This window comes from Micromonospora sp. DH14 (assembly GCF_029809455.1).
Taxonomy (GTDB): domain Bacteria; phylum Actinomycetota; class Actinomycetes; order Mycobacteriales; family Micromonosporaceae; genus Micromonospora; species Micromonospora parva.
Genome location: NZ_JARVKT010000022.1, coordinates 72,471 through 92,056 on the forward strand (window position 1 = coordinate 72,471; position 19,586 = coordinate 92,056).

General features: G+C 69.4%; 14 protein-coding genes and 1 pseudogene. 9 read left to right on the forward strand and 6 right to left on the reverse strand.

What is annotated here, in order from left to right; all coding sequences use genetic code 11:
* Positions 1-272: 272 nt before the first annotated feature.
* The 8 genes from QCZ28_RS24490 to QCZ28_RS24525 all read left to right on the forward strand — a co-directional run bounded on the left by QCZ28_RS24490 (position 273) and on the right by QCZ28_RS24525 (position 11,714).
* A complete protein-coding gene (locus tag QCZ28_RS24490) occupies positions 273-1,628 on the forward strand; it encodes an extracellular solute-binding protein (protein WP_279518854.1) in 1,356 nt (451 codons plus the stop codon).
* On the forward strand, positions 1,625-2,578 hold the full coding sequence (locus tag QCZ28_RS24495) for a sugar ABC transporter permease (RefSeq protein ID WP_030333881.1): 954 nt from the start codon (positions 1,625-1,627) through the stop codon (positions 2,576-2,578). The genes QCZ28_RS24490 and QCZ28_RS24495 overlap by 4 nt, the downstream gene beginning before the upstream one ends.
* Entirely contained in the window at positions 2,575-3,399 is an 825-nt protein-coding gene (locus tag QCZ28_RS24500; protein WP_030333883.1) for a carbohydrate ABC transporter permease, read from the forward strand. Before QCZ28_RS24495 ends, QCZ28_RS24500 begins: the two co-directional genes overlap by 4 nt.
* A gap of 3 nt (positions 3,400-3,402) precedes the next feature.
* The gene (locus QCZ28_RS24505) at positions 3,403-4,563 is read left to right on the forward strand and encodes a serine hydrolase (protein ID WP_279518855.1); all 1,161 of its coding nucleotides are present in this window, start codon (positions 3,403-3,405) and stop codon (positions 4,561-4,563) included.
* A gap of 276 nt (positions 4,564-4,839) precedes the next feature.
* On the forward strand, positions 4,840-7,305 hold the full coding sequence (locus QCZ28_RS24510) for a glycoside hydrolase 43 family protein (RefSeq protein WP_279518856.1): 2,466 nt from the start codon (positions 4,840-4,842) through the stop codon (positions 7,303-7,305).
* A gap of 188 nt (positions 7,306-7,493) precedes the next feature.
* Positions 7,494-9,914, forward strand: a complete 2,421-nt coding sequence (locus QCZ28_RS24515; protein WP_279518857.1) for a family 43 glycosylhydrolase — start codon at positions 7,494-7,496, stop codon at positions 9,912-9,914.
* A gap of 27 nt (positions 9,915-9,941) precedes the next feature.
* Entirely contained in the window at positions 9,942-10,574 is a 633-nt protein-coding gene (locus QCZ28_RS24520) for a hypothetical protein (RefSeq protein ID WP_279518858.1), read from the forward strand.
* Between the two features lie 60 nt (positions 10,575-10,634).
* Positions 10,635-11,714, forward strand: coding sequence for a hypothetical protein (locus QCZ28_RS24525; protein ID WP_279518859.1), 1,080 nt, complete (start codon positions 10,635-10,637; stop codon positions 11,712-11,714).
* A 61-nt stretch (positions 11,715-11,775) separates the two neighbouring features.
* On the opposite strand, the gene QCZ28_RS24530 is transcribed toward QCZ28_RS24525, so the two are convergent.
* Positions 11,776-13,089: a hypothetical protein gene (locus tag QCZ28_RS24530; protein WP_279518860.1), complete on the reverse strand. Its 1,314-nt coding sequence runs from the start codon at positions 13,087-13,089 to the stop codon at positions 11,776-11,778.
* A 476-nt stretch (positions 13,090-13,565) separates the two neighbouring features.
* Between QCZ28_RS24530 and QCZ28_RS24535 the strand changes: the two genes are divergently transcribed.
* The gene (locus QCZ28_RS24535; RefSeq protein ID WP_279518861.1) at positions 13,566-15,101 is read left to right on the forward strand and encodes a polysaccharide lyase family 1 protein; all 1,536 of its coding nucleotides are present in this window, start codon (positions 13,566-13,568) and stop codon (positions 15,099-15,101) included.
* Positions 15,102-15,262: 161 nt separating this feature from the next.
* Here the strand turns inward: QCZ28_RS24535 and QCZ28_RS24540 are convergent.
* The 5 genes and pseudogenes from QCZ28_RS24540 to QCZ28_RS24560 all read right to left on the reverse strand — a co-directional run bounded on the left by QCZ28_RS24540 (position 15,263) and on the right by QCZ28_RS24560 (position 19,548).
* A pseudogene (locus tag QCZ28_RS24540) lies at positions 15,263-16,155 on the reverse strand (IS5 family transposase).
* Between the two features lie 148 nt (positions 16,156-16,303).
* Positions 16,304-17,614 carry a radical SAM protein gene (locus QCZ28_RS24545; RefSeq protein WP_279518862.1) on the reverse strand — a complete coding sequence of 437 codons (1,311 nt, stop codon included), beginning with the start codon at positions 17,612-17,614 and terminating at the stop codon, positions 16,304-16,306.
* 61 nt (positions 17,615-17,675) lie between these two features.
* Complete coding sequence (gene sodN, locus QCZ28_RS24550; RefSeq protein WP_279518878.1) at positions 17,676-18,080, reverse strand: superoxide dismutase, Ni; 405 nt, start codon at positions 18,078-18,080, stop codon at positions 17,676-17,678.
* Positions 18,081-18,186: 106 nt separating this feature from the next.
* Positions 18,187-18,993: an inositol monophosphatase family protein gene (locus QCZ28_RS24555; RefSeq protein ID WP_279518863.1), complete on the reverse strand. Its 807-nt coding sequence runs from the start codon at positions 18,991-18,993 to the stop codon at positions 18,187-18,189.
* Positions 18,994-18,996: 3 nt separating this feature from the next.
* Positions 18,997-19,548: a hypothetical protein gene (locus tag QCZ28_RS24560; protein WP_279518864.1), complete on the reverse strand. Its 552-nt coding sequence runs from the start codon at positions 19,546-19,548 to the stop codon at positions 18,997-18,999.
* Positions 19,549-19,586: the final 38 nt, after the last annotated feature.

Below are 19,586 nucleotides of genomic sequence, written 5' to 3' on the forward strand. Positions count from 1 at the left end.
ACCCGACGTTTCCGCACCGTTGCCAAGTTGTCCTTGACAGCTTCCCGTGCCACGCGCATGCTCTGCTAAATCAGTTTAGCGACCACTTCTGGTGCATCCAGAGGCGCCTTCGGTGGCCGTGCCGGCTTCTTTTTCGCTGACGGTACGGGTGCTGCGCCCGGGCGGCAGGTCACGGCGTACGTGCCGTGGCCGCACCCGGTCGCGCTGGTCCCGGTGGAGCCGTCGCGCGGCCATGGGTCGCGGGACGCGTGGAGATGTCAAGGAGTCATGAAATGACAGAATTGCTGACAAAGTTTCCGCGACGGAGAACGGTGCTCCTCGCGTCGCTGCTGGCGGTCGGGATGACCGCGACGGCCTGCAGCGCCCCGGGCGAGGACCGGTCGTCGACCCAGAAGTCCGATGCCGCCGTCACGACGGAGCTGGGGACCGACCCGCTCACCCTGGAGATGTACGCCGAGACCGGCTTCCCGCTGGCCAAGGCGTTGGCCGAGGAGTTCTCCAAGCAGCACTCGAACGTCAAGTTCAACATCCGTGAGGACCAGTTCACGGTGATCGTGGAGAACGCGCCCCGGGTGATGGCCTCGGACAACTCGCCCGACATCATCCGGCTCCCCACCATGGTCGACCTGGTCAAGGACGACCTGCTCAAGAACCTCGACCCGTACTTCACCGCGTACGGCTGGGACAAGTTCCCCGCCTCACAGCTCGTGCAGCTGCGCGTCGGTGAGAACACCCGGGGCACCGGCTCGCTGTTCGGGATGGGGCTCGGCTACAGCGTCACCGGCGTGTTCTACAACAAGAAGCTGGCCACCCAGATCGGGATGACCCAGCCGCCGGCCACCGTGGCCGAGTTCGAGCAGCTGCTGGCCAAGGCGAAGGCCGGTGGGGTTCAGCCGATCATGCAGTTCAACAAGAACACCGCCGGCATCAACTTCCCGCACCAGGCGCTGCAGAACCAGTTCGGTGACCCGGCCCAGGTCGCGGACTGGATCTTCCAAAAGCCGGGGGCCACGTTCGACACCCCGGCCGCCCTGAAGGCCACCCAGACGATCCAGAAGTGGGCGCAGGCCGGCTACTTCCCGAAGGACGCCAACGCCATCGACTACGCCGGCATGGTGGGGGAGTTCCAGAAGGGCAACGGCCTGTTCATGTTCAACGGTGACTGGGAGTCGGCGAACCTCGACAAGTCGATGCCCGGCAATGTGGGCTTCTTCCTGTTCCCCACCGAGTCCCCCGGTGGGAAGCACGTGGCGATGTCCGCCCCCAACACCTTCGGCGTCTCGGCCAAGGCGAAGAACCCGGACGCCGCCGCGTACTTCCTGAACTGGGTGCACACCAACGCCAAGGCCCGGGAGATCTCGGTGACTGTCGGCGGCTCGAGCCCCGGCGGCCCGAGCGACCTGCCGGTGCCGGCCGCCGCCCCGAACACCGTGCTCGCCGAGACCCTCAAGGCGTCGCAGCAGCTCGGCGCGGAGAACGGCGCTGTGGACTTCACCGCGAACGCGACCGGCGGCATCTTCGCCGCCGCGATCACCCCGGAGATGCAGAAGCTGATCGCCGGCCAGCAGACGCCCGAGGGGTACGTGAAGGCGGTCCAGGCCGAGTACCAGAAGGAACTGTCCCGATGACGTCTGCCCTCGGCAGCGCACCAACCGGGCGCGACGATCGTCGTGCCCGTCCGACCCCCACGCGGGCCCACCGTTCTCGGTGGGCCCGCGCGGCCGGGACCGGCTGGTTGTACGTCCTGCCCGCCCTGGTGATGTACGCGGTGTTCGTCCTGCGCCCGCTGGTCCTGACGCTGCAGTACTCGCTCTACGACTGGAACGGCATCGGGGTGGCCCGCTGGGTGGGCCTGGACAACTACCTCACCGTCTTCACCGACAGCGACCTGCTGAAGATCATCGGCAACGCGATCGTCCTGATCGTCTTCTTCAGCTTCATCCCGGTCGCGCTCGGGCTGTTGGTGGCGAGCATGGTCCGCCGGATCACCACCGGCCCGTTCGGCACCGTCGTCCGGACCATCCTCTTCCTGCCGCAGGTCATCCCCCTGGTGGCGGCGGGCATCGCGTGGAGCTGGCTGCTCTCGTCGAACGGTCTGGTCAACCAGGTGCTGCGGGCGGTCGGGCTGGGTGGCGTCGCCCGCGCCTGGCTCGGCGACTTCGACACGGCGCTGCCCGCCGTCGGCGTCATCGGGGCCTGGGTCCTGCTCGGCCTCTGCACGATCCTGCTGGTGACCGGCATGAGCAAGATTGATCCGGCGCTGTACGAGGCCGCCCGCCTGGACGGCGCCGGTCCGTTCCGCGAGTTCTTCGCCGTGACCCTGCCCAGCCTGCGCCAGGAGATCGGCGTCTGCCTCACCGTGACGATCATCGCGGCGTTGGCGAGCTTCGACATCGTCTACATCTCCACCAGCGGCGGGCCCGGCCTCCAGACCACGGTGCCGGGTCTGGAGATCTACCGGCTGGCCTTCTCGCAGCGGCAGGTGGGCCTCGCCTCGGCGCTCGCTGTCGTGCTGATGCTGCTGGTGCTGGCGTGTGTGCTGCCGATCCAGCGGCTGAGCCGAGGGGAGAAGTCGTGAACCTGACCCGACGCGAACAGCTGACCGGACGTGTCTTCCTGATCGCCCTGATCGTCGTGACCCTGCTGCCGTTCGTGAGCATGTTGTCGGCGGCGTTGCAGCCGCGTGGCACCGTGCCCAGCGGGCTCGACTGGCCGTCCGACCCGCAGTGGGGGAACTTCGCCGACGCCTTCACCGCCGCGAACATGGGCGCCCTGCTCCGCTCCAGCCTGCTCATCGTGGCCGGTGTCGTGCCGGTGTCGGTGCTCATCGCGACCATGGCCGGCTTCGGCCTCGGTCAGTTGCGGGTGCCCGGTGGCCGGCTCGTCTTCGGCCTCTTCCTGCTGGGTCTGACCCTGCCGTTCGAGGCCGTGGTGACACCGCTCTACTACCAGATGCAGGATCTCGGCCTGCTCAACACGCGCTGGGCCATCATCCTGCCGCTGATCGGCCTGTACATGCCGTTCGCGGTGTTCTGGATGCGGGCGCACTTCACCAACGTGCCGGTCGAGTTGACCGAGGCGGCCCGGGTGGACGGCAGCAGCACGTGGCAGTTGTTCTGGCGGGTCCAGGTGCCGCTGGCCCGGCCGGCGATCGCCTCGCTGACCATCCTGATGTTCCTCTGGACGTGGAACCAGTTCCTGCTCGCCATCGTCCTGGTCGACGACGCCACCAAACGCACCATGGCCGGGGCGCTCGGCGCGTTCCAGGGCCAGTGGGGCACCGACCTGGTGCTGCTGTGTGCCGGGTCGTTGCTGATCCTCACCCCGACCCTCATCGTCTTCCTGATCTTCCAGCGACAGTTCATCAAGGCCCTGATCCAAGGGTCAGTGAAGGGGTAGGCAGTGGTCACACAGCCACAGATCCACGGCGACGTCGCCGACCGCTACGGGCGCGTCGCGGACGTCTTCCGGGACAACTTCACAGCGCGGGGCGAGGTCGGCGCCGCGGTCACCGTCTACGTGCGGGGCCGCAAGGTCGTCGACCTGTACGGCGGGGTCGCCGACACCCGGACCGGCCGGCAGTGGGACAGGGACACACCCGTCGTCGTCTTCTCCTGCACCAAGGGAATGCTGGCGATCTGCGCGTACCTGCTGGTCCAACAGGGCCGGCTCGACCTCGACGCGCCGGTGACGCGCTACTGGCCGGAGTTCGGGCAGCACGGCAAGGCGCACATCCCGGTGCGCTGGCTGCTCACGCACCAGGCCGGTCTGCCCGCGTTGGACCGACCCCTGACCCTCGACGAGGTCCTGGCGTGGGACCCGGTGATCAAGGCGATCGAGGCGCAGGCCCCGTTGTGGGAGCCGGGCACGGCACACGGCTACCACCCGATGACCTACGGCTGGCTGGTCGGAGAGGTGATCCACCGCATCACCGGCCAACTACCCGGCGCGTTCTTCGCCGACACTCTCGCGGGCCCGCTCGGCCTGCGCACCTGGCTCGGGCTTCCGGCCGCCGAAAGTGACAGCGTCGCCTGGGGCCTGGCACCGCCACCGGACCCGGAGCCATTCGAGGACCCGGTCGCCGAACGCGGCATCACCATGGGGGGCGCTTTCGCCTTCCCCGCCGACGCCGACGGCCTGGTGAGCTTCAACGACGACGCCATCCGGGCCGCCGGTGTTCCGGGCGCGGGAGCGGTGAGCACCGCGGACGGCCTCGCCCGCCTCTACGCCGCCTGCGTCTCCGATCTGTCGGGTCAGGCCGGACCGTTGCTCACGTCCGCGTCGGTGCACGACGCCGTCGTCGTCCGTTCGCGCGGCCAACAGCGACACGGGCCACCGGACACCGGGCAGCGCTGGGGCACCGGTTTCCTGCTGCACTCGCCGCCGGCCCGGCCCCTGCTCGGTGAGCGCAGCTTCGGCCACGACGGCGCGGGCGGGAACCTGGCCTTCGCCGACGCCGAGCATCAGGTGGGATTCGGCTACGTGGTCAACCAGATGCGTGGAATGGGCGACGAGCGGGCCAACCGACTAACCGCCGCCCTCCGCACCTGCCTCGAAACCTGACCCCCACCCCACCTCGATGATCATGAAGTTATTGCCCTGACACGCCGTGCCCGGTGGCAACAACTTCATGATCACTGGGGTGGGGGCCGTGGTGCGGGCACCTGTCCATTGTGGAGGGCGGCGGTGTTACGGGGATACTTCGGGCACGTTTCATCGATAGTCTTGACAGGTGTTGTTAGCGATAACACGATGGCCTTCACGCCGCTCTCGCGTTTGGAGCTCGTCTTGGTCGTGTCGATCCGCTCGGGTGTCCTGAACTCCTCCCGCACAACTCCTGTGAACAGGCTGAACGCCCTCGCGCGCCGCGCCGGGCACGCGCTGACCCCGCTGGTGTCCACAGTGCTGCCGCGTCGGCTGCGTCCACTGTGCGCGCTCGCATCGGCGGCCATCCTCGTCGCCGCGAGCCTGGTGGTCACCCCGGCCGCCGCGCACGACGCCGACGGCTGGTCGCCCCGGTCGTCGTACACCTCGACCGACACCGGCGCCGGCACCTACTCGGTGCCGCTGCTCAACGCCGACGTGCCGGACATCAGCGTCGAACGCGTACCGGCCGCCGAGAACGACGAGGGCCGCGACCTCTACTACATGATCAGCACGACCATGCACCTGAGCCCGGGTGCGCCGATCATGAAGTCGTACGACCTGGTCAACTGGGAGATCGTCAACTACGTCTTCGACCGGGCGAGCATCGGCGACTCCTTCTCGCTGCGCAACGGCCAGAACTCGTACGGCCAGGGCCAGTGGGCGTCGTCGCTGCGCTACCACGACGGCACGTTCTACGCCGTCTTCAACACCAACAACCTCAGCGGGGCGTACCTCTACCGCACCGACGACATCGAGAACGGCCCGTGGCAGCGCACCGCCCTCGGTCGTGGCCTGCACGACCCGTCGCTCTTCTTCGACGTCGACGGCACGCCGTACATCTTCTACGGCTCCGGCGGCACCAGCGCCGTGCGGCTCAACGCCGGCCTGACCGCCATCGCGCAGGACTACCCGAACATCTTCACCGCCAACAACTACGCCGGGCAGCCGTTCATCGGCGGTCTGTTCGAGGGCGCGCAGGTCTACCACATCGACGGCTGGTACTACGCCGTCATCATCACCTGGCCGTCCGGACAGGGACGCCAGGTCGTCATGTTCCGGTCGAGGGACCTGCTGGGGCGCTACACCTCGGCCGGTGGCGTCAACACCTACGAGGCGCGCGGCGTGCTCAACTCCAACGGCTTCGCGCAGGGCAGCCTGGTGCCGATCAGCCGCGCGGACGGCCGGACCGACTGGCACGGCATGTTCTTCCGGGACACCTTCCCGATCGGTCGGATCCCGGCGCTCATCCCCGCCACCTGGCAGGACGGGTGGCCGACCTTCGGCGCAGGCGGGGTCGTGCCGGTCAACGGCCTGTTCGACAAGCCGATCCGGCTCAGCCCGGCGGAGGAGACGTTCGAGCGGCAGAAGAGCATCGTCGCCTCGGACGACTTCGCCAACGACGCGCCGCACCGGGCGTACCAGGACGAGCAGTGGACGGTCCCGGCGCCGCTCGACCCGGCGGAGATCGCCCCCAACGGGTCGCGGCTCGACCTGGCGTGGGAGTGGAACCACGCCCCGGACAACCGGTACTGGTCGCTCACCGACCGCGACGGCTGGCTGCGGTTGACGGCCGGCACCGTCGTCACCGGCCAGTACGTCTACACGAAGCTGTCCAACCGGGCCGAGCTGGCGTGGTTCGAGGAGGCGCGCAACACGCTCTCCCAGCGGACGTTCGGGCCACGGCAGTCGGTCCAGACCCGGATGGACATCAGCGCAATGAAGAACGGCGACGTCGCGGGCCTGGCGGCCTACAACCGCGGATTCTCATATGTGGCGGTGAAGCGCGTCGACGGCGTCAACACCCTCGGTGTGGTGAACCGGTCGCAGCCGTTCGCTGTCGACCTCGACCAGTCGACGCTGGAGAACTTCGTGGCGGGCACGACGGTGCCGCTGGGCGACGCCACCGACGTGCACGTGAAGGCCGACCTCGACTTCGCCTCGCCGGTGGGTCAACTGTGGACGACGTTCTACTACAGCCTGGACGGGGTCCAGTGGACCCGGCTGGGCAACCGCGTCGGCCCGCAGGCGCTCGACGGTAGCCTCGCGCACTTCATGGGCCACCGTGTGGGCCTGTTCACCTACGCCACCCAGGAGGCCGGTGGCCACGTCGACTTCGACAACTACCTGCTCAGCGACGTGCTCACCGCGCAGGCCCGACCGTTGGACACCGCCGCCCTCGACGCGGCCATCGCCCACGCGCGGACGCTCGACGCGCGCCACTACCCGGCCGACGCCTGGGCCACGACGCAGGCCGCGCTCGCCACGGCGAGCGCGGCACGGGCCGGTCACCTCGGCACCCAGAACGAGATCGACGCGCCGGAGCGGGCGCTGAGCTACCAACTGGCCCGACTCGCGGTGCTGGCCGCGCTGCCCGCCACCGCCACCGCCCAGGTGCGCTGCCTGGGCGGGAAGACGTACGTGGCGGTGCAGGCGCGCAACGACTCGACCGAGCCGGTCGAGATCACCGTGCAGACCCCGTACGGGAACCGGTCGTTCGCGGCCGTCGCGCCGGGAGCGAGTGTCTACCAGTCGTTCAACACGCGTACGGCGTCCGTGCCGGCCGGCTCGGCGACGGTCCGGGTCACCGGCACCGTCGCCGGTCAGGACGTGAGCACCGGCCACTCCACGCCGCACCCCGCCAACGCCTGCGGCGGCTGACCCCACCACGAGCCCTCGGTTCACCGACCAGCACCACCGGCGACCGGCCGGGCGGCGCGGAACAGCGGACCTGTCCCGCGCCGCCGGCCACGGTCCGCCGGTGGTGGCGGTCGACCCCTGATGTCCGGACCACCCACCGATCCCCCGTACACCGATGACCGCACGTCAGAGATGAAGGAGGATGTCTCGTGGAACAACGACTGCGACGGGCGACCCGAGGACGGGTCGCCGCGCTCGCGACACTGGGCCTGATGCTGGCCACGGGGTTCGTCGCCGGCGCGGCGCCGGTCCAGGCCGCCGACACGAACCTCGTCGTCAACGGCGGGTTCGAGGACGGCCTGGCCAACTGGTTCGTCAACAACGGGAACGCCGCCGACGGCGCCCAGTTGTCCGCCACCTCGGACGCCTTCTCCGGTGCGACCGCCGCGCTCGTCACCAACCGGGCGACCACCGGATCCGGCCCGATGCAGGACCTCAGCGGCAAGGTGCAGGCCGGTCAGGCGTACACCCTGACGGCCCGCATCAAGTACGCGAACGAGAGCGGACCGGCCACGAAGCAGTTCTTCGCCACCATGCACTACGGCGGCGGCACCTACACCAACCTGGTCAGCGTGACGGCGACGAAGGGTCAGTGGGCGCAGTTCAGCGGAACGTTCACGATCCCGGCCACGCAGAGTGTGTCGACGGCGCGCCTGTTCTTCGAGACCCCGTGGACGAGCACCCCGTCCACGGACCCGGCCCTGCACCTCATGGACTTCACGCTCGACGACGTGTCGGTGGTCGGCGCCGCGCCGCCCGCACCGGCGTCGAAGACCATCGAGGTCGTCGGCAAGCTGCCCGGGGAGCACAACCCGTTGATCGGGCACAAGTTCGGCGCCGACGGCTTCGGTCTCGTGCACGACGGTCGGGTCTACATGTACATGACCAACGACACCCAGGGGTACGCCCCGAACCCGACCACCGGTGTCTCGCCGGGGATCAACTACGGCGACATCAACCAGATCACGGTGATCTCCTCCGAGGACCTCGTGAACTGGACCGACCACGGTGAGATCCAGGTCGCCGGCCCGAACGGGGTGGCCCCGTTCACCGCCAACTCGTGGGCTCCGGGCATCACCAAGAAGGTGGTGAACGGGGTGGAGAAGTTCTTCCTCTACTACGCCAACGGCGGTGGTTCCAGCAACGTGATCACGGGTGCGTCGCCGCTCGGCCCGTGGACCAGCGAGCGCACCAGCACGCTGATCGACGGCCGTACCCCCGGTGCGGAGGCCGTCGCGTGGAAGTTCGACCCGGCGCCGTTCGTCGACGACGACGGCCAGCCGTACCTCTACTTCGGTGGTGGCCCCGCGTCGACGAGCATGCCGCCGGCCGAGCGCTTCAACAACCCGAAGAACATCCGGTCGATCGAGCTCGGCGATGACATGGTGTCGACCGAGGGGACGGCCGCGGTGGTGGACGCCCCGGTCGCCTTCGAGGCCGGGCACGTCTTCAAGCGCCAGGGCAAGTACTACTTCTCGTACTCGTCGCACTTCGGCGGGAACGACTTCGGTGGTAGCCAGCAGCCCCTTCCCGGTTACCCCGGCGGTGGGCAGATCGGCTACATGATCTCCGACGGCCCGATGTCGTGGCCGAAGGAGACGTACGCCGGTGTGCTCTTCCCGAACCAGTCGCAGTTCTTCGGTGCCGGCACCGGCGGCAACAACCACCAGTCGGTGTTCGAGTTCGGTGGCAGGTACTACTTCACCTACCACGCCCCGACGCTGAACAAGCGCATCAACGGCAACACCACCCAGGGGTACCGCAGCCCGCACATCCAGGAGTTGACCTTCAACCCGGACGGCACGATCCAGCAGGTCGTCGGCACGTACGCCGGCGTGGACCAGGTCCGGGACTTCGACCCGTACCGCGTCTTCGAGGCCGAGACCTTCGGCTGGAGCAAGGGCGTCGCGACCACGAAGGTCGACGGCGGTTCCGCCCAGTTCGGTGGTGCGGCACCGAACCTGGTGGTCCGCGACGTCGACAACGGGGACTGGACGGCGCTGTCCTCGGTGAACTTCGGGGACAGCGGCGCGGGCAGCCTGACGGCGCGGGTGCGCGCGCTCGCCGCCGGCGGGCAGGTCCAGGTTCGTCTGGACGACGTCAACGGTCCCGTCGTCGGCACTGTCGCTGTGGACGCGCCGGTCGGACAGTGGGCCGAGGTGAGCGCCGAGCTCACCGGTGTCAGCGGCGTGCACGACGTCTACTTCACCTACACCGGCCCGGCCGGCGCGGACCTCTTCGAGATCGACACCTGGGCCTTCCAGTCGGCCACCGTCGACCTGCCCGTGACGGTCAGCGCGTCGACGCGGTGCGTCGGTGGCACGACGTACGTGGCGGTGCAGGCGCGCAACGACCATGACGAGCCGGTGGGCGTGAGCATGGAGACGCCGTACGGCACGCGGTCCTTCGCGGCCGTCGCGCCCGGCGCGAACGCCTACCAGTCCTTCACCACGCGGGCCGCGTCGGTGCCGGCGGGTTCGGCGACGGTCCGGGTGACCGGGGCGATCGGCGGACAGGACGTGACGACCGTCCGCACCGTGCAACACCCCGCCGGCACCTGCGGCGGATAACCCCTCATGGCAGAGAACGGAGCTCACATGAACACAGACAAACGGCGGCAGTTGCTGGCGGCCTGCTCGGTCGGCGCCGTGCTGACCGGGGTGGCGGTGCTGCCGTCGCCCGCGCTGGCCGAGCCCGGTGACGACGCCAGCGTGCGGGTCACCGTCGACATCGACGAGATCAGGGAACCGGGCGTGCTCGCCCTGTCGATCGCCGGCGACGCCGTCGCGCTCTCCGAGGACGGCTCGACCCTGCTGGTACGCCAGTTCGTCGGCACCCTGCCGACGGTGACGGTCACCGACACCCGGGTCGCCGACGAGGTGCCCGACGGCGCCGGCTGGGCGGTGCTCGGCAGCGCGACCGACTTCGCGGGCGCCGCCGGCCAGGCGCCGATCACCGCCGACCACTTCGGTTGGAAGCCGCGCCTGCTCGACGGGGGCGAGACCGGCCTGGTCACCGAGGGCGAGGAGGTGGTGACCAGCCTGGACGAGCCGACCCAGCCGGGCAACAATGTCGGCCTTGTCGACCAGGAGCTGTTGGTCTCGGCCTTCGACTCCGCTGCCGTCGCCAGCGACTCGTACTCGGTCAACGCCGACCTGTACCTGCGGACCCCCGCCGAGGTCGCGGCCGGCGAGTACAGCTCCACCCTCACACTCTCACTGTTCGAGTAGTGGCCTGGGCGGGGGCCCGGACCGGGTCCCCGCCCAGCCCCGTGCCGAAGGGCCGCCTGAATGACCGTCACCCCGCTGCGCAGGGCGCTCGTCGTCCTCACCGTCGCGTTCCTCGCGGTTGCGGCCACGCCGGTCGCGGCGGCGGCGGAGCCGGACCCCAAGGCCCTGACCTGGACGGTCCAGCCGGCCACCGCGAGTGGCCCGGACCAACGCCGGTGGATCACCGCCAGCCTCGACCCCGGGCAGGCCGTGACCGAGCACCTGGCGGTCCGCAACTTCAGCCGCACCGCCGTCACGTTCGCCCTGAAGGCCGCCGACGGGTACCTCACCGACAAGGGCCGCTTCAACATGCTGTCGTCCGACCGGCCCTCGGTCGACGGCGGCACCTGGATCGACGTGCAGGAGAAGGTCACCGTCGGCCCGAACGAGACGCGGGTCGTGCCGTTCACCATCACGGTGCCCCCGGGCGCCACACCGGGCGACCACCCGGCCGGCATCGCCGCGACCGTCAGCAGCGCCGGAGGCACTGTCACCGTCGAGAGTCGGGTCGGGTTCCGGGTCATGCTGCGGGTCAACGGCTCCGCGCGGGCGGCCCTGGCCGTCCGGGGCCTCGACGCGACGTACTCCCCGTCGTGGAATCCCTTCGCCGGTGGCACGGTGCGGGTCCGCTACACCGTCGAGAACGACGGCAACGTCTGGGTCAGCGGCACCAGCCGGGTGGCGATGTCCGACCTGCTCGGCCGCAGCAGCCACGACGCCACCAGCGCCGTCGAGGAGCTGCTGCCCGGCGGCAGCCGGACGGTACGGACCCGGGCCGACGGCGTGTGGGCCCTGGGCCGCCTCCGCACCACCGTCACCACGTCGCCGACGCTGCTGGGTGACGGCCAGGCCGCGGCCGACCTGCGCCAGGCCTCCGCCACCGTCACCACCTGGGTCGTACCGTGGGCGCAGCTCGCCCTGCTCGCCCTGCTCGTCGGCCTGCTCCTGGGGCTGCGGGCGGCGGCCCGGCACCGGCGGCGTCGACTGGCCGGCCTGCTGGCCCGCGCCCGGCAGGAGGGCCGGCAGGAGGCTCAGGAGTCCGTGCTCGTCGGGGGCGCGGCCACCGCTGGCGAGCCCGACCCGGGCGACGCCCACCGGTGACCCGTCGACGCGAACGGATCGCGCCCTCGGGTCGCGGCGTGGCGTCGCCCGGCCCGCGACCCTACGGCTTGGTCTGGTCGAGCAGCCAGCGCAGGATGCCGGAGTCCTCGTAGGTCGGCCCGAACGCCGCGTGGTAGTCCGGCACCGAGAACGCGGCGTCGGCGTACTCGGTGTAGCGCACCAGGTCGGCGGCCTGCTCGGGCGTCTTGCCCCGGGCGGTGTACGCCTGCCGCAGCACCGCCGTGGAGTTGCGCGCGCCGGAGACGTTGAGCAGGTGGTCGTGCTCGCCGTGGGTGATCCACACCGGCACCTCGGCCGCCGCGATGGCGCTCGCCTGGGTGGCGTTGACCGGGAACCCACCGGTCACCAACCCGCCGGCGAACAGGTCCGGACGCTTGGCGAACGCCTCCCAGAGCAGCTGCGAGCCGTACGACACGGTGGTCGCGTACACCCGTCGGGTGTCGACCGCGAACTGGTCGACGAACTGGTCGAGCAGTTTGACCAGCAGGTCCGCCTCGGCGGCTCCACCGACCCGCTGGTGCTGCGGGGCCAGGACGATGACGTCCTCGGAGGTGCCGGTCCACTGCGGTTGGAGCCACGCGGTCGCCGGGATGTCGGCGGCGAGCTGCACGCCGAGGTTGTCGCCGTCCCAGCCCATTCCGTGGCCGGGCAGGACGACCATCAGCGGGTACGTGCGGCCCGGCTGGTAGTTCTTCGGCAGGTGGTAGTGGTACGGCAGCACCATCCCACCGCTGAGGAACGAGCCGTAGGTGAACTCGTCGACCAGGTGGTTGACCGGCTTCGCGGTGACCGGTCGGGACTCGCGCGGGGTGGCGCGGGCGAGCACCGGCCCCTTGCCGGCCCCTCGACCGGGCTGGCCGTGCACGTCCTCGCGTTGCACGACCCGGGTGGGCAGCTCGGGGTTGACCTTCACGGTGCAGAGGAACGTCGGGCACTTGGAGACGATGACCGTCGAGCCGCCGGTGTCCGCGGGGTCGAGTTCGACGATGACGTACCTGCCCGGCGTCGACCGGTGGTCGTCGCGGGTGTCCGGTGCCGAGTTGGTGTAGGTGCGGGTGACGGTCCGCTCGGCGAGCTTCGGCAGGTCCTCGATGGGGTTGAAGCGGAAGTTGTAGATGGTGTCGGTCACCGCGAACGTGTCGGTGTCGAGGGTGCGGGGGTTGACGGTGGCCCCGTACTCGATCGCCACCGCGGAGACCTTCTGGCCGTACGTGTAGACGGTGGTGATCGGGGTGATGCTGCGGATTCCGTCCGGGGCGCCGGGGCCACCGGTCGCGCTGCCGTACGCCGTGCCGGAGGCGGTGGCCAGGACGACGGCGGTGGCGAGCGGGATCAGTCCTTTTCGCAGTCTCATGCGGGTCCTTTCTCGGGGTGGTGCGCTCAGCCGACGAGCCTGCCCGGGACCGGGAGGGGGACGGGTCGGAGCGAGCCGGTCGCTAAACTGATTTAGCAGAGCATCGGTGGCGGGCCCGGCGCTGTCAATACCGCGCCTGCGCCAACCTGCGGACAGGGGTCGGCGAGCGCCCGGCCCGCTCGCCCGAGCGCCCGGGAGTACTGCAACAAACCTGCAAGCGTCAGCTATTGCCTTCAGGGAAACCGCTTTCCTACGATTGCGTTACATCGATGTTTCGATTAACGGTCGGGCGAGTGGTGTCACCAGGAACGCCCCGCTCACCCGGCACATCAGTGCTTCCACCAGGGCACAAAAGATCTCGATGACATTCTCGCGATTGACTGCCGTCAATTCCTGAACGACGTCCGTCGGCAGGTGTGATCGCGGTGTCCGTCGAGTCGGAACCTGGTACGAGACGAATGCGAAGGTGAGGCGAGATGAGACGACGAGTCGTGTTGCGACGTCGGGCGGTGCTGGCCACCGCGGCCGTGCTGGTAGCGGTCGGGGTGACAGTGCCGACCCCGCAGGCCTCGGCGGCGGTCGGCAGCGCCACCGGCTACGCCACCCAGAACGGCGGGACCACCGGCGGCGCGGGCGGGCAGACGGTGCGGGCCACCACCGGCACGGCGATCCACGCGGCGCTGTGCGGTCGGCCCAGCAGCAGCACCCCGATCACCATCGAGGTCAGCGGGACCATCAACCACGGCAACACCAGCAAGGTGTCCGGGTCGAGCTGCAACACCGCGGCGGGCGTGATCGAGCTCAAGCAGATCAGCAACGTCACCATCATCGGGGTCGGCAGCGCCGTCTTCGACCAGCTCGGCATCCACATCCGGGACTCCAGCAACATCATCATCCAGAACGTGACAGTGCGGAACGTCAAGAAGTCGGGCTCGCCGACCTCGAACGGTGGGGACGCGATCGGCATGGAGAGCACGGTCCGCAACGTCTGGGTCGACCACGTCACCCTGGAAGCCTCGGGTGGGGAGTCCGAAGGGTACGACGGCCTCTTCGACATGAAGAACAACACCCAGTACGTGACGCTGTCGTACAGCATCCTGCGCAACTCCGGTCGCGGCGGCCTCGTCGGGTCCAGTGAGAGCGACCTGTCGAACGGCTACATCACGTACCACCACAACCTCTACGAGAACATCGACTCCCGGACGCCGCTGCTGCGCGGCGGTGTGGCCCACATCTACAACAACCACTACGTGAGCCTGCACGAGTCCGGCATCAACTCCCGGGCCGGCGCCAGGGCCAAGGTGGAGAACAACTACTTCCGCGACTCCAAGGACGTCCTGGGCACCTTCTACACCAACGAGCGCGGCTACTGGCAGGTCGCCGGCAACATCTTCGACAACGTGACCTGGTCCAGCGCGGGCAGCGAGAACTACCCCGCCGGCCCCAACCCGACCTCCACCACCACGGTCAGCATCCCGTACCCGTACAGCCTCGACGGGGCGAGCTGCGTACCGGAGATCGTCCGCCAGACGGTCGGCGCCAACACGGGCCTGAGGGTGTCGAACGGCAGTTGCTCGCCGCAGACCCCGCCGCCCACGACTCCGCCGCCCACCACGCCCCCGCCGACCACACCGCCGCCCTCCGGTGGGACCAACCTCAGCCTCGGCGCCGGCGCCGACGGCTCCAGCAAGGCCAGCGGGACCAGCTACGGCAACGTCCGCGACGGCGATCTGAGCACGTACTGGTCGCCGGCCGGGTCGACCGGCACGATCTCGATCAAGTGGGGCTCGGCGACCCGGGTGTCCCGGGTGGTGATCCGCGAACCGTCCGGCACCCAGGGCTCCATCGGGTCCTGGCAACTGATCAACAACGACAACGGCGCCGTCCTGGCCGCCGGCAGCGGGGCCGGAACGATCACCTTCTCCGCGACCTCGTTGAGCAAGATCAACTTCAAGATCAACAGCTCCGGCGGTACGCCACGAGTCGGTGAGTTCGAGACGTACGCCAGCTAAGGCCTGTTTCATAAGGGCGGTCGAGCCGAGGCGGGGTCCGGGCGGCGATCCGGCAAGGCGCGGTTTCGTCCGGATACCGATGTTGTATCCGGACGGAACCGCAACGCCGCCGGTCGTCGTCCGGGCCCGCCGCAGGCCGGCCAGTTCTTGTGAAACAGGCCTTAGGTTCTGTCTCGTAGATCTTGGTGGTCGGGGACGGCGCGTAGCCAGTCAAGGGTTTCGACCAGGTCGAGGGTGGCCTGGAAGTGGGAGCCGAGCTTGTCATAGCGGGTGGCGAGGCCGCGCCAGTGTTTGCGTCGGTTGAAGCCGCGTTCGACCTGGTTGCGGCGCTTGTAGGCGGTGGGATCGAAGGTCGGTGGTCGGCCGCCGCGTTGTCCTCGCCGCTTCCGGTTGGCGATCTGGTCGTTGGGCTCGGGGATGACGGTGGTGATGCGTTTGTCTCGCAGGGCCTTGCGGTTGGCTCGCGAGGAGTACGCCTTGTCGCCGGTGACGGAGTCAGGTCGCTTGCGTGGTCTGCCGACCTGGCCGGGACGCGGCACTCGGACCTGGTCGAGTAGTGGGATCAATTGCTGGGTGTCGGCGGCTTGACCTGGGGTGATGCGGGTAGCTAGCGAGCGGCCACGTCCGTCGGCCAGGGTGTGGATCTTCGTGGTGAGTCCGCCGCGGGACCGGCCGATGCCTTGCGCTGCCCGCGCGTCGGTACTGCTCAGCCCCCTTTTCGGGCACCTGCCGCGTGCTGATGGGTCCGCACGATGGTGGCGTCGACCTGGGCGTCCCAGTCAATGTCGTCATCGAGTTCGGCCAACGCGATGACGTGAGCCTTGAGGCTGGCCCAGGTGCCGTCGGCTGCCCAGCGGCGGAACCGTTGGTACGCGGTCTTCCACGGCCCATACCGTTCGGGCAGGTCACGCCACGGCGAACCGGTCCGCTTCACCCAGCAGATCGCGTTGATGACCTGCCGATGATCACGCCACTGGTTACCTCGAACGGGCTGCGCCGGCAGCAACGGCGCCAGCACAACCCACTCGTGGTTCGTCAGATCTCCTCGTGCCACAAAGGGCCTAACGAGCGAGATTCATGATCCGCGAGACAGAACCTAGGGCCGATGCGGTTCTCAGCGGTATACCTCAGGGGATGAACATGCCCCTGAGGTATACCGCTGTAAGGCAGTTCCGCACGGCGGGGTCAGCCGTGCGCGGCCGTCACGAATCGGTCGACGGCAGGGTGTCCATGAAGGAGCTGACCGAGAAGACCGCTCGCCCCGGCCCGGCCGGACCGTAGCCGGGCGGGCTGGAAAGACCGTGCGCCTCCATCGTCGCCCGGTAGACCTCCAGCAGACGGACGTGGTATTCGAGCGGCGCGCCCTGCGGGTTCGTCCGGCCGAGCGGGGTGGTGGGCTCCGGGCACCAGGTGGTGAACCGGGGCGTGATCCCCCGGGACATGAAGTAGTCGAGCCCCTCGGCGGTGGAGGCGATCGCCTCGTCGACGCTGGTGAAGCCGTGCGGGGCGGCCATCTCGACGCCCGCCACGAAGTTCGGGATCACGTTGCGCGGGCCGAACACCTCGGCGGAGTCGAGGATGCGCCGGTGCCACTCCTCCCGGCCGACGTAGCGCTCCTTGCCCGGGCAGTACAACTCGAACAACCGCTTGTCCCACACCTCGTAGTTGGGGTGGTAGATGCGGATCCCGTAGTCGTGGAACCGCTGCACATCGGCTCGGGGCAGCGCCTGGGCCACCACCTTGCCGATCCAGCGGCCCGGGAAACGCTCCTCGATCGCCTGCGCGTACCGGCCGTAGAAGTCGGCCTCGGCCAGTCCGTTGACCTGCGAGGTGATGCTGCCGCCGGTCAACGTGTACGCCTGCGACGCGCGGTCGGTGTCGTGCCGGTTGATGATCTCCAGGGCCTCTAGGACCTCGTCGACGGGCTTGACCCCGGTGTAGGGCCGGCCCGCCTGCTTGTGCTGCCGCCAGTTGTGGTTGATGTCGCAGTACTGGCACTCCTCCTTGGCGCCGAAGTACTGGCAGACCCGGAACGCGGTGAGGTAGATGAGATAGCCCCACTGGATCGTCGGGGCGACCTCCATCACCGACTTGCCGTTGGCGAGGGTGTGGCGGTAGTACGCCGGCATCGGGGGCAGCCCGACATCGGCGATCGGCCGCCCGTCCAGGAACAGGCGCAGTCGACCGTCGCTGTCGGTGCCGACCCGGTACGGCGAACTGGGGTTGGTGCGGACCGAGACGACGGTCCGGCGTAGCTCGTACGGACCCCCGGTGAGCACGATCTCCTCCGGCGGTCGGCGCAGCGCGGCCGTCCCCAGCTCCGGCAGTGTCCGGTGGTCGAAGGAGAAGATGAAGTACGACTTCGGCTTGACGTCGCCGTGCTCGTTGTCGGTCAGTGCCGCGTCGTCGAAGGCGAGTCCACCCCGCAGCAGGTCCTCCTTGAGGACCGCCTCCCGCGGCACGTGTGGGAAACGGCTCATCAACTCTTCGACGAGGTCGGTGCGCGACGTCATGCGGTTCCTCCCGAACGTGGTACCCCGAACCGGGTGGCCTGCGCCACCCGGTACCGGCTGCTCAGCTCTGCTTGGTCTCCCAGAAGATCTTCGAGATCTCCTCGATCTTCCCGAGGAGCTGCTCGGCGACCGCCGGGTCCGCGGCGCCCTTCGCGCCGCCGGCACCCGCCAGCTTCGTCGCCTCGTTGAACAGGCCGTGCAGCTGGGGGTACTTCTCGAAGTGCGGCGCCTTGAAGTAGTCGGTCCAGAGGACCCAGAGGTGGTGCTTGACCAGCTCGGCTCGCTGCTCCTTGATGAGCAGCGAGCGGGTGCGGAACTCCGGGTCGTCGCTGGCCTGGTACTTCTCGGAGATCGCCTTGATCGACTCGGCCTCGATGCGGGCCTGGGCCGGGTCGTAGACGCCGCACGGCAGGTCGCAGTGGGCGCTCGCGACGATACGCGGGCGGAGCGGGCGGGGCAGGTGCATCAGATTCCCTCCGACGGTGGCGCTCGGCTGACGGACGTCCGGACGAGACGGCCCGGACGTGATCATCTAGGGACGCTAGAACCTCAACCCCACTTCATGTCAAGTGTCATGCTGCTCCGGGTCGCTGCCTCCGGACGAGGGTCAGCAGGGCGGCGTGTGTCCGCTCGTCAGCGGCCACCACGAGACCGTTCCCACCGGTCTGCAGCGGTTCGCCGTCGAGCCCGGTGACCACGCAGCCGGCCGCCTGGCAGAGCGCGATTCCGGCCGCGAAGTGCACGCTGCGGCTCAGGTCGTGGCGGTCCGTCAGGTAGGCGGCGCGGCGACCGGCGGCGACCCACGCCACGGCCAGGCTGGTGGAGACCACCCGGGGGTGGAACTGCTCGATGAAGTCCTCGTCGGCGAGCATCCGGGCGGCCAGGAAGACGTCCCGGCTGGGGAACGGCGGGTCGAGGTTGACGTCGACCAGCCTCGACTCGGCCGACGGCACAAGTCGCTCGTCGGTGCCGGCGAGGCGGACGTACGCGGCACCGCCGTCGGTCCAGAACACCTCACCGCTGAACGGGTCCGCCGACGCGGCCACGGCGCAGCCCGTCCCGGTGAGCAGCGCGACGTTGACCGACACGAGCGTGGTGCGGGCGGCGTAGTTCGCCGTGCCGCAGAGCGGGTCGACAAGCCAGGTGCGTCCGTTTCCGCCGGTGCCCGTGCGCCCGCTCTCCTCGCCCACCACGACGTCGTCGGGGCGCGCCCCGCGCAGGACGTCGAGGATGGCCTCCTCCGCCTCGATGTCGACGGTGGTGGCGAAGTCGTTTCCGATCTTCATGAAGCGGGTCAGCGGCGACCCGAATCGAGCACGGACGACTGCCGCGCCGGCCTCCGCCGCCGCGATGGCCACGGCCTGGTCGGTGATCGACACGCGTCACTCCGGCAGTTCGGTGATCGCGAACCGGCTGGCCACCGCGATCATGATCATCGGGGCGTCGCCGTCGCACTGGTTGACCGAGACCGCGACCCACCGGCCCTCGGCCGCCGTCGGCCCCCACACGGTGAGGTCGCCGTAGCAGTCCATGTCGGCGAGAGCCTGGAACAGTGCCGGCATTGGTGTGCCGGCCTGCTTGCGGAACAGCGGTACGTGCATGGACACCCTGCGGTGCGGGCCCCAACGGCGGTCAAGCTCACCGACGACAAGGGTCAGGTTCGCCGTGGCGACCTCCTCGGCCTCGGTCCACTCGGCGCCGTACACACCGACGAGGTCGTCGCTCTCCCAGAGCGGAATGATCTGGAAGCCCGCCCCCCGGGTGCCGGTCCACTCACCGGTGGCCGGGTCGCCCTCGCTGACCGGCTCGCCGTCCGTGGGCAGCTCGGCGGCGAGCAACGACTCGACGTCGGACACGGCCCGACCGGTGTCGAACGCCTGACCGGCCCGGGCCGTCACCGGGCTGCCCGGGTCGCCGCTGGTCGCCTGCGCCACATCGTCCGCACGGTGCCTCCCCTTGGTCGCCGGCCCCG

Coding starts and splice junctions, on each gene's coding strand:
- QCZ28_RS24495 (WP_030333881.1), top strand. CDS start 1,625: ATGACGTCTGCCCTCGGCAGCGCACCAACCGGGCGCGACGATCGTCGT.
- QCZ28_RS24520 (WP_279518858.1), top strand. CDS start 9,942: ATGAACACAGACAAACGGCGGCAGTTGCTGGCGGCCTGCTCGGTCGGC.
- QCZ28_RS24535 (WP_279518861.1), top strand. CDS start 13,566: ATGAGACGACGAGTCGTGTTGCGACGTCGGGCGGTGCTGGCCACCGCG.
- sodN (WP_279518878.1), bottom strand. CDS start 18,080: ATGCACCTGCCCCGCCCGCTCCGCCCGCGTATCGTCGCGAGCGCCCAC.
- QCZ28_RS24545 (WP_279518862.1), bottom strand. CDS start 17,614: ATGACGTCGCGCACCGACCTCGTCGAAGAGTTGATGAGCCGTTTCCCA.
- QCZ28_RS24525 (WP_279518859.1), top strand. CDS start 10,635: ATGACCGTCACCCCGCTGCGCAGGGCGCTCGTCGTCCTCACCGTCGCG.
- QCZ28_RS24530 (WP_279518860.1), bottom strand. CDS start 13,089: ATGAGACTGCGAAAAGGACTGATCCCGCTCGCCACCGCCGTCGTCCTG.
- QCZ28_RS24490 (WP_279518854.1), top strand. CDS start 273: ATGACAGAATTGCTGACAAAGTTTCCGCGACGGAGAACGGTGCTCCTC.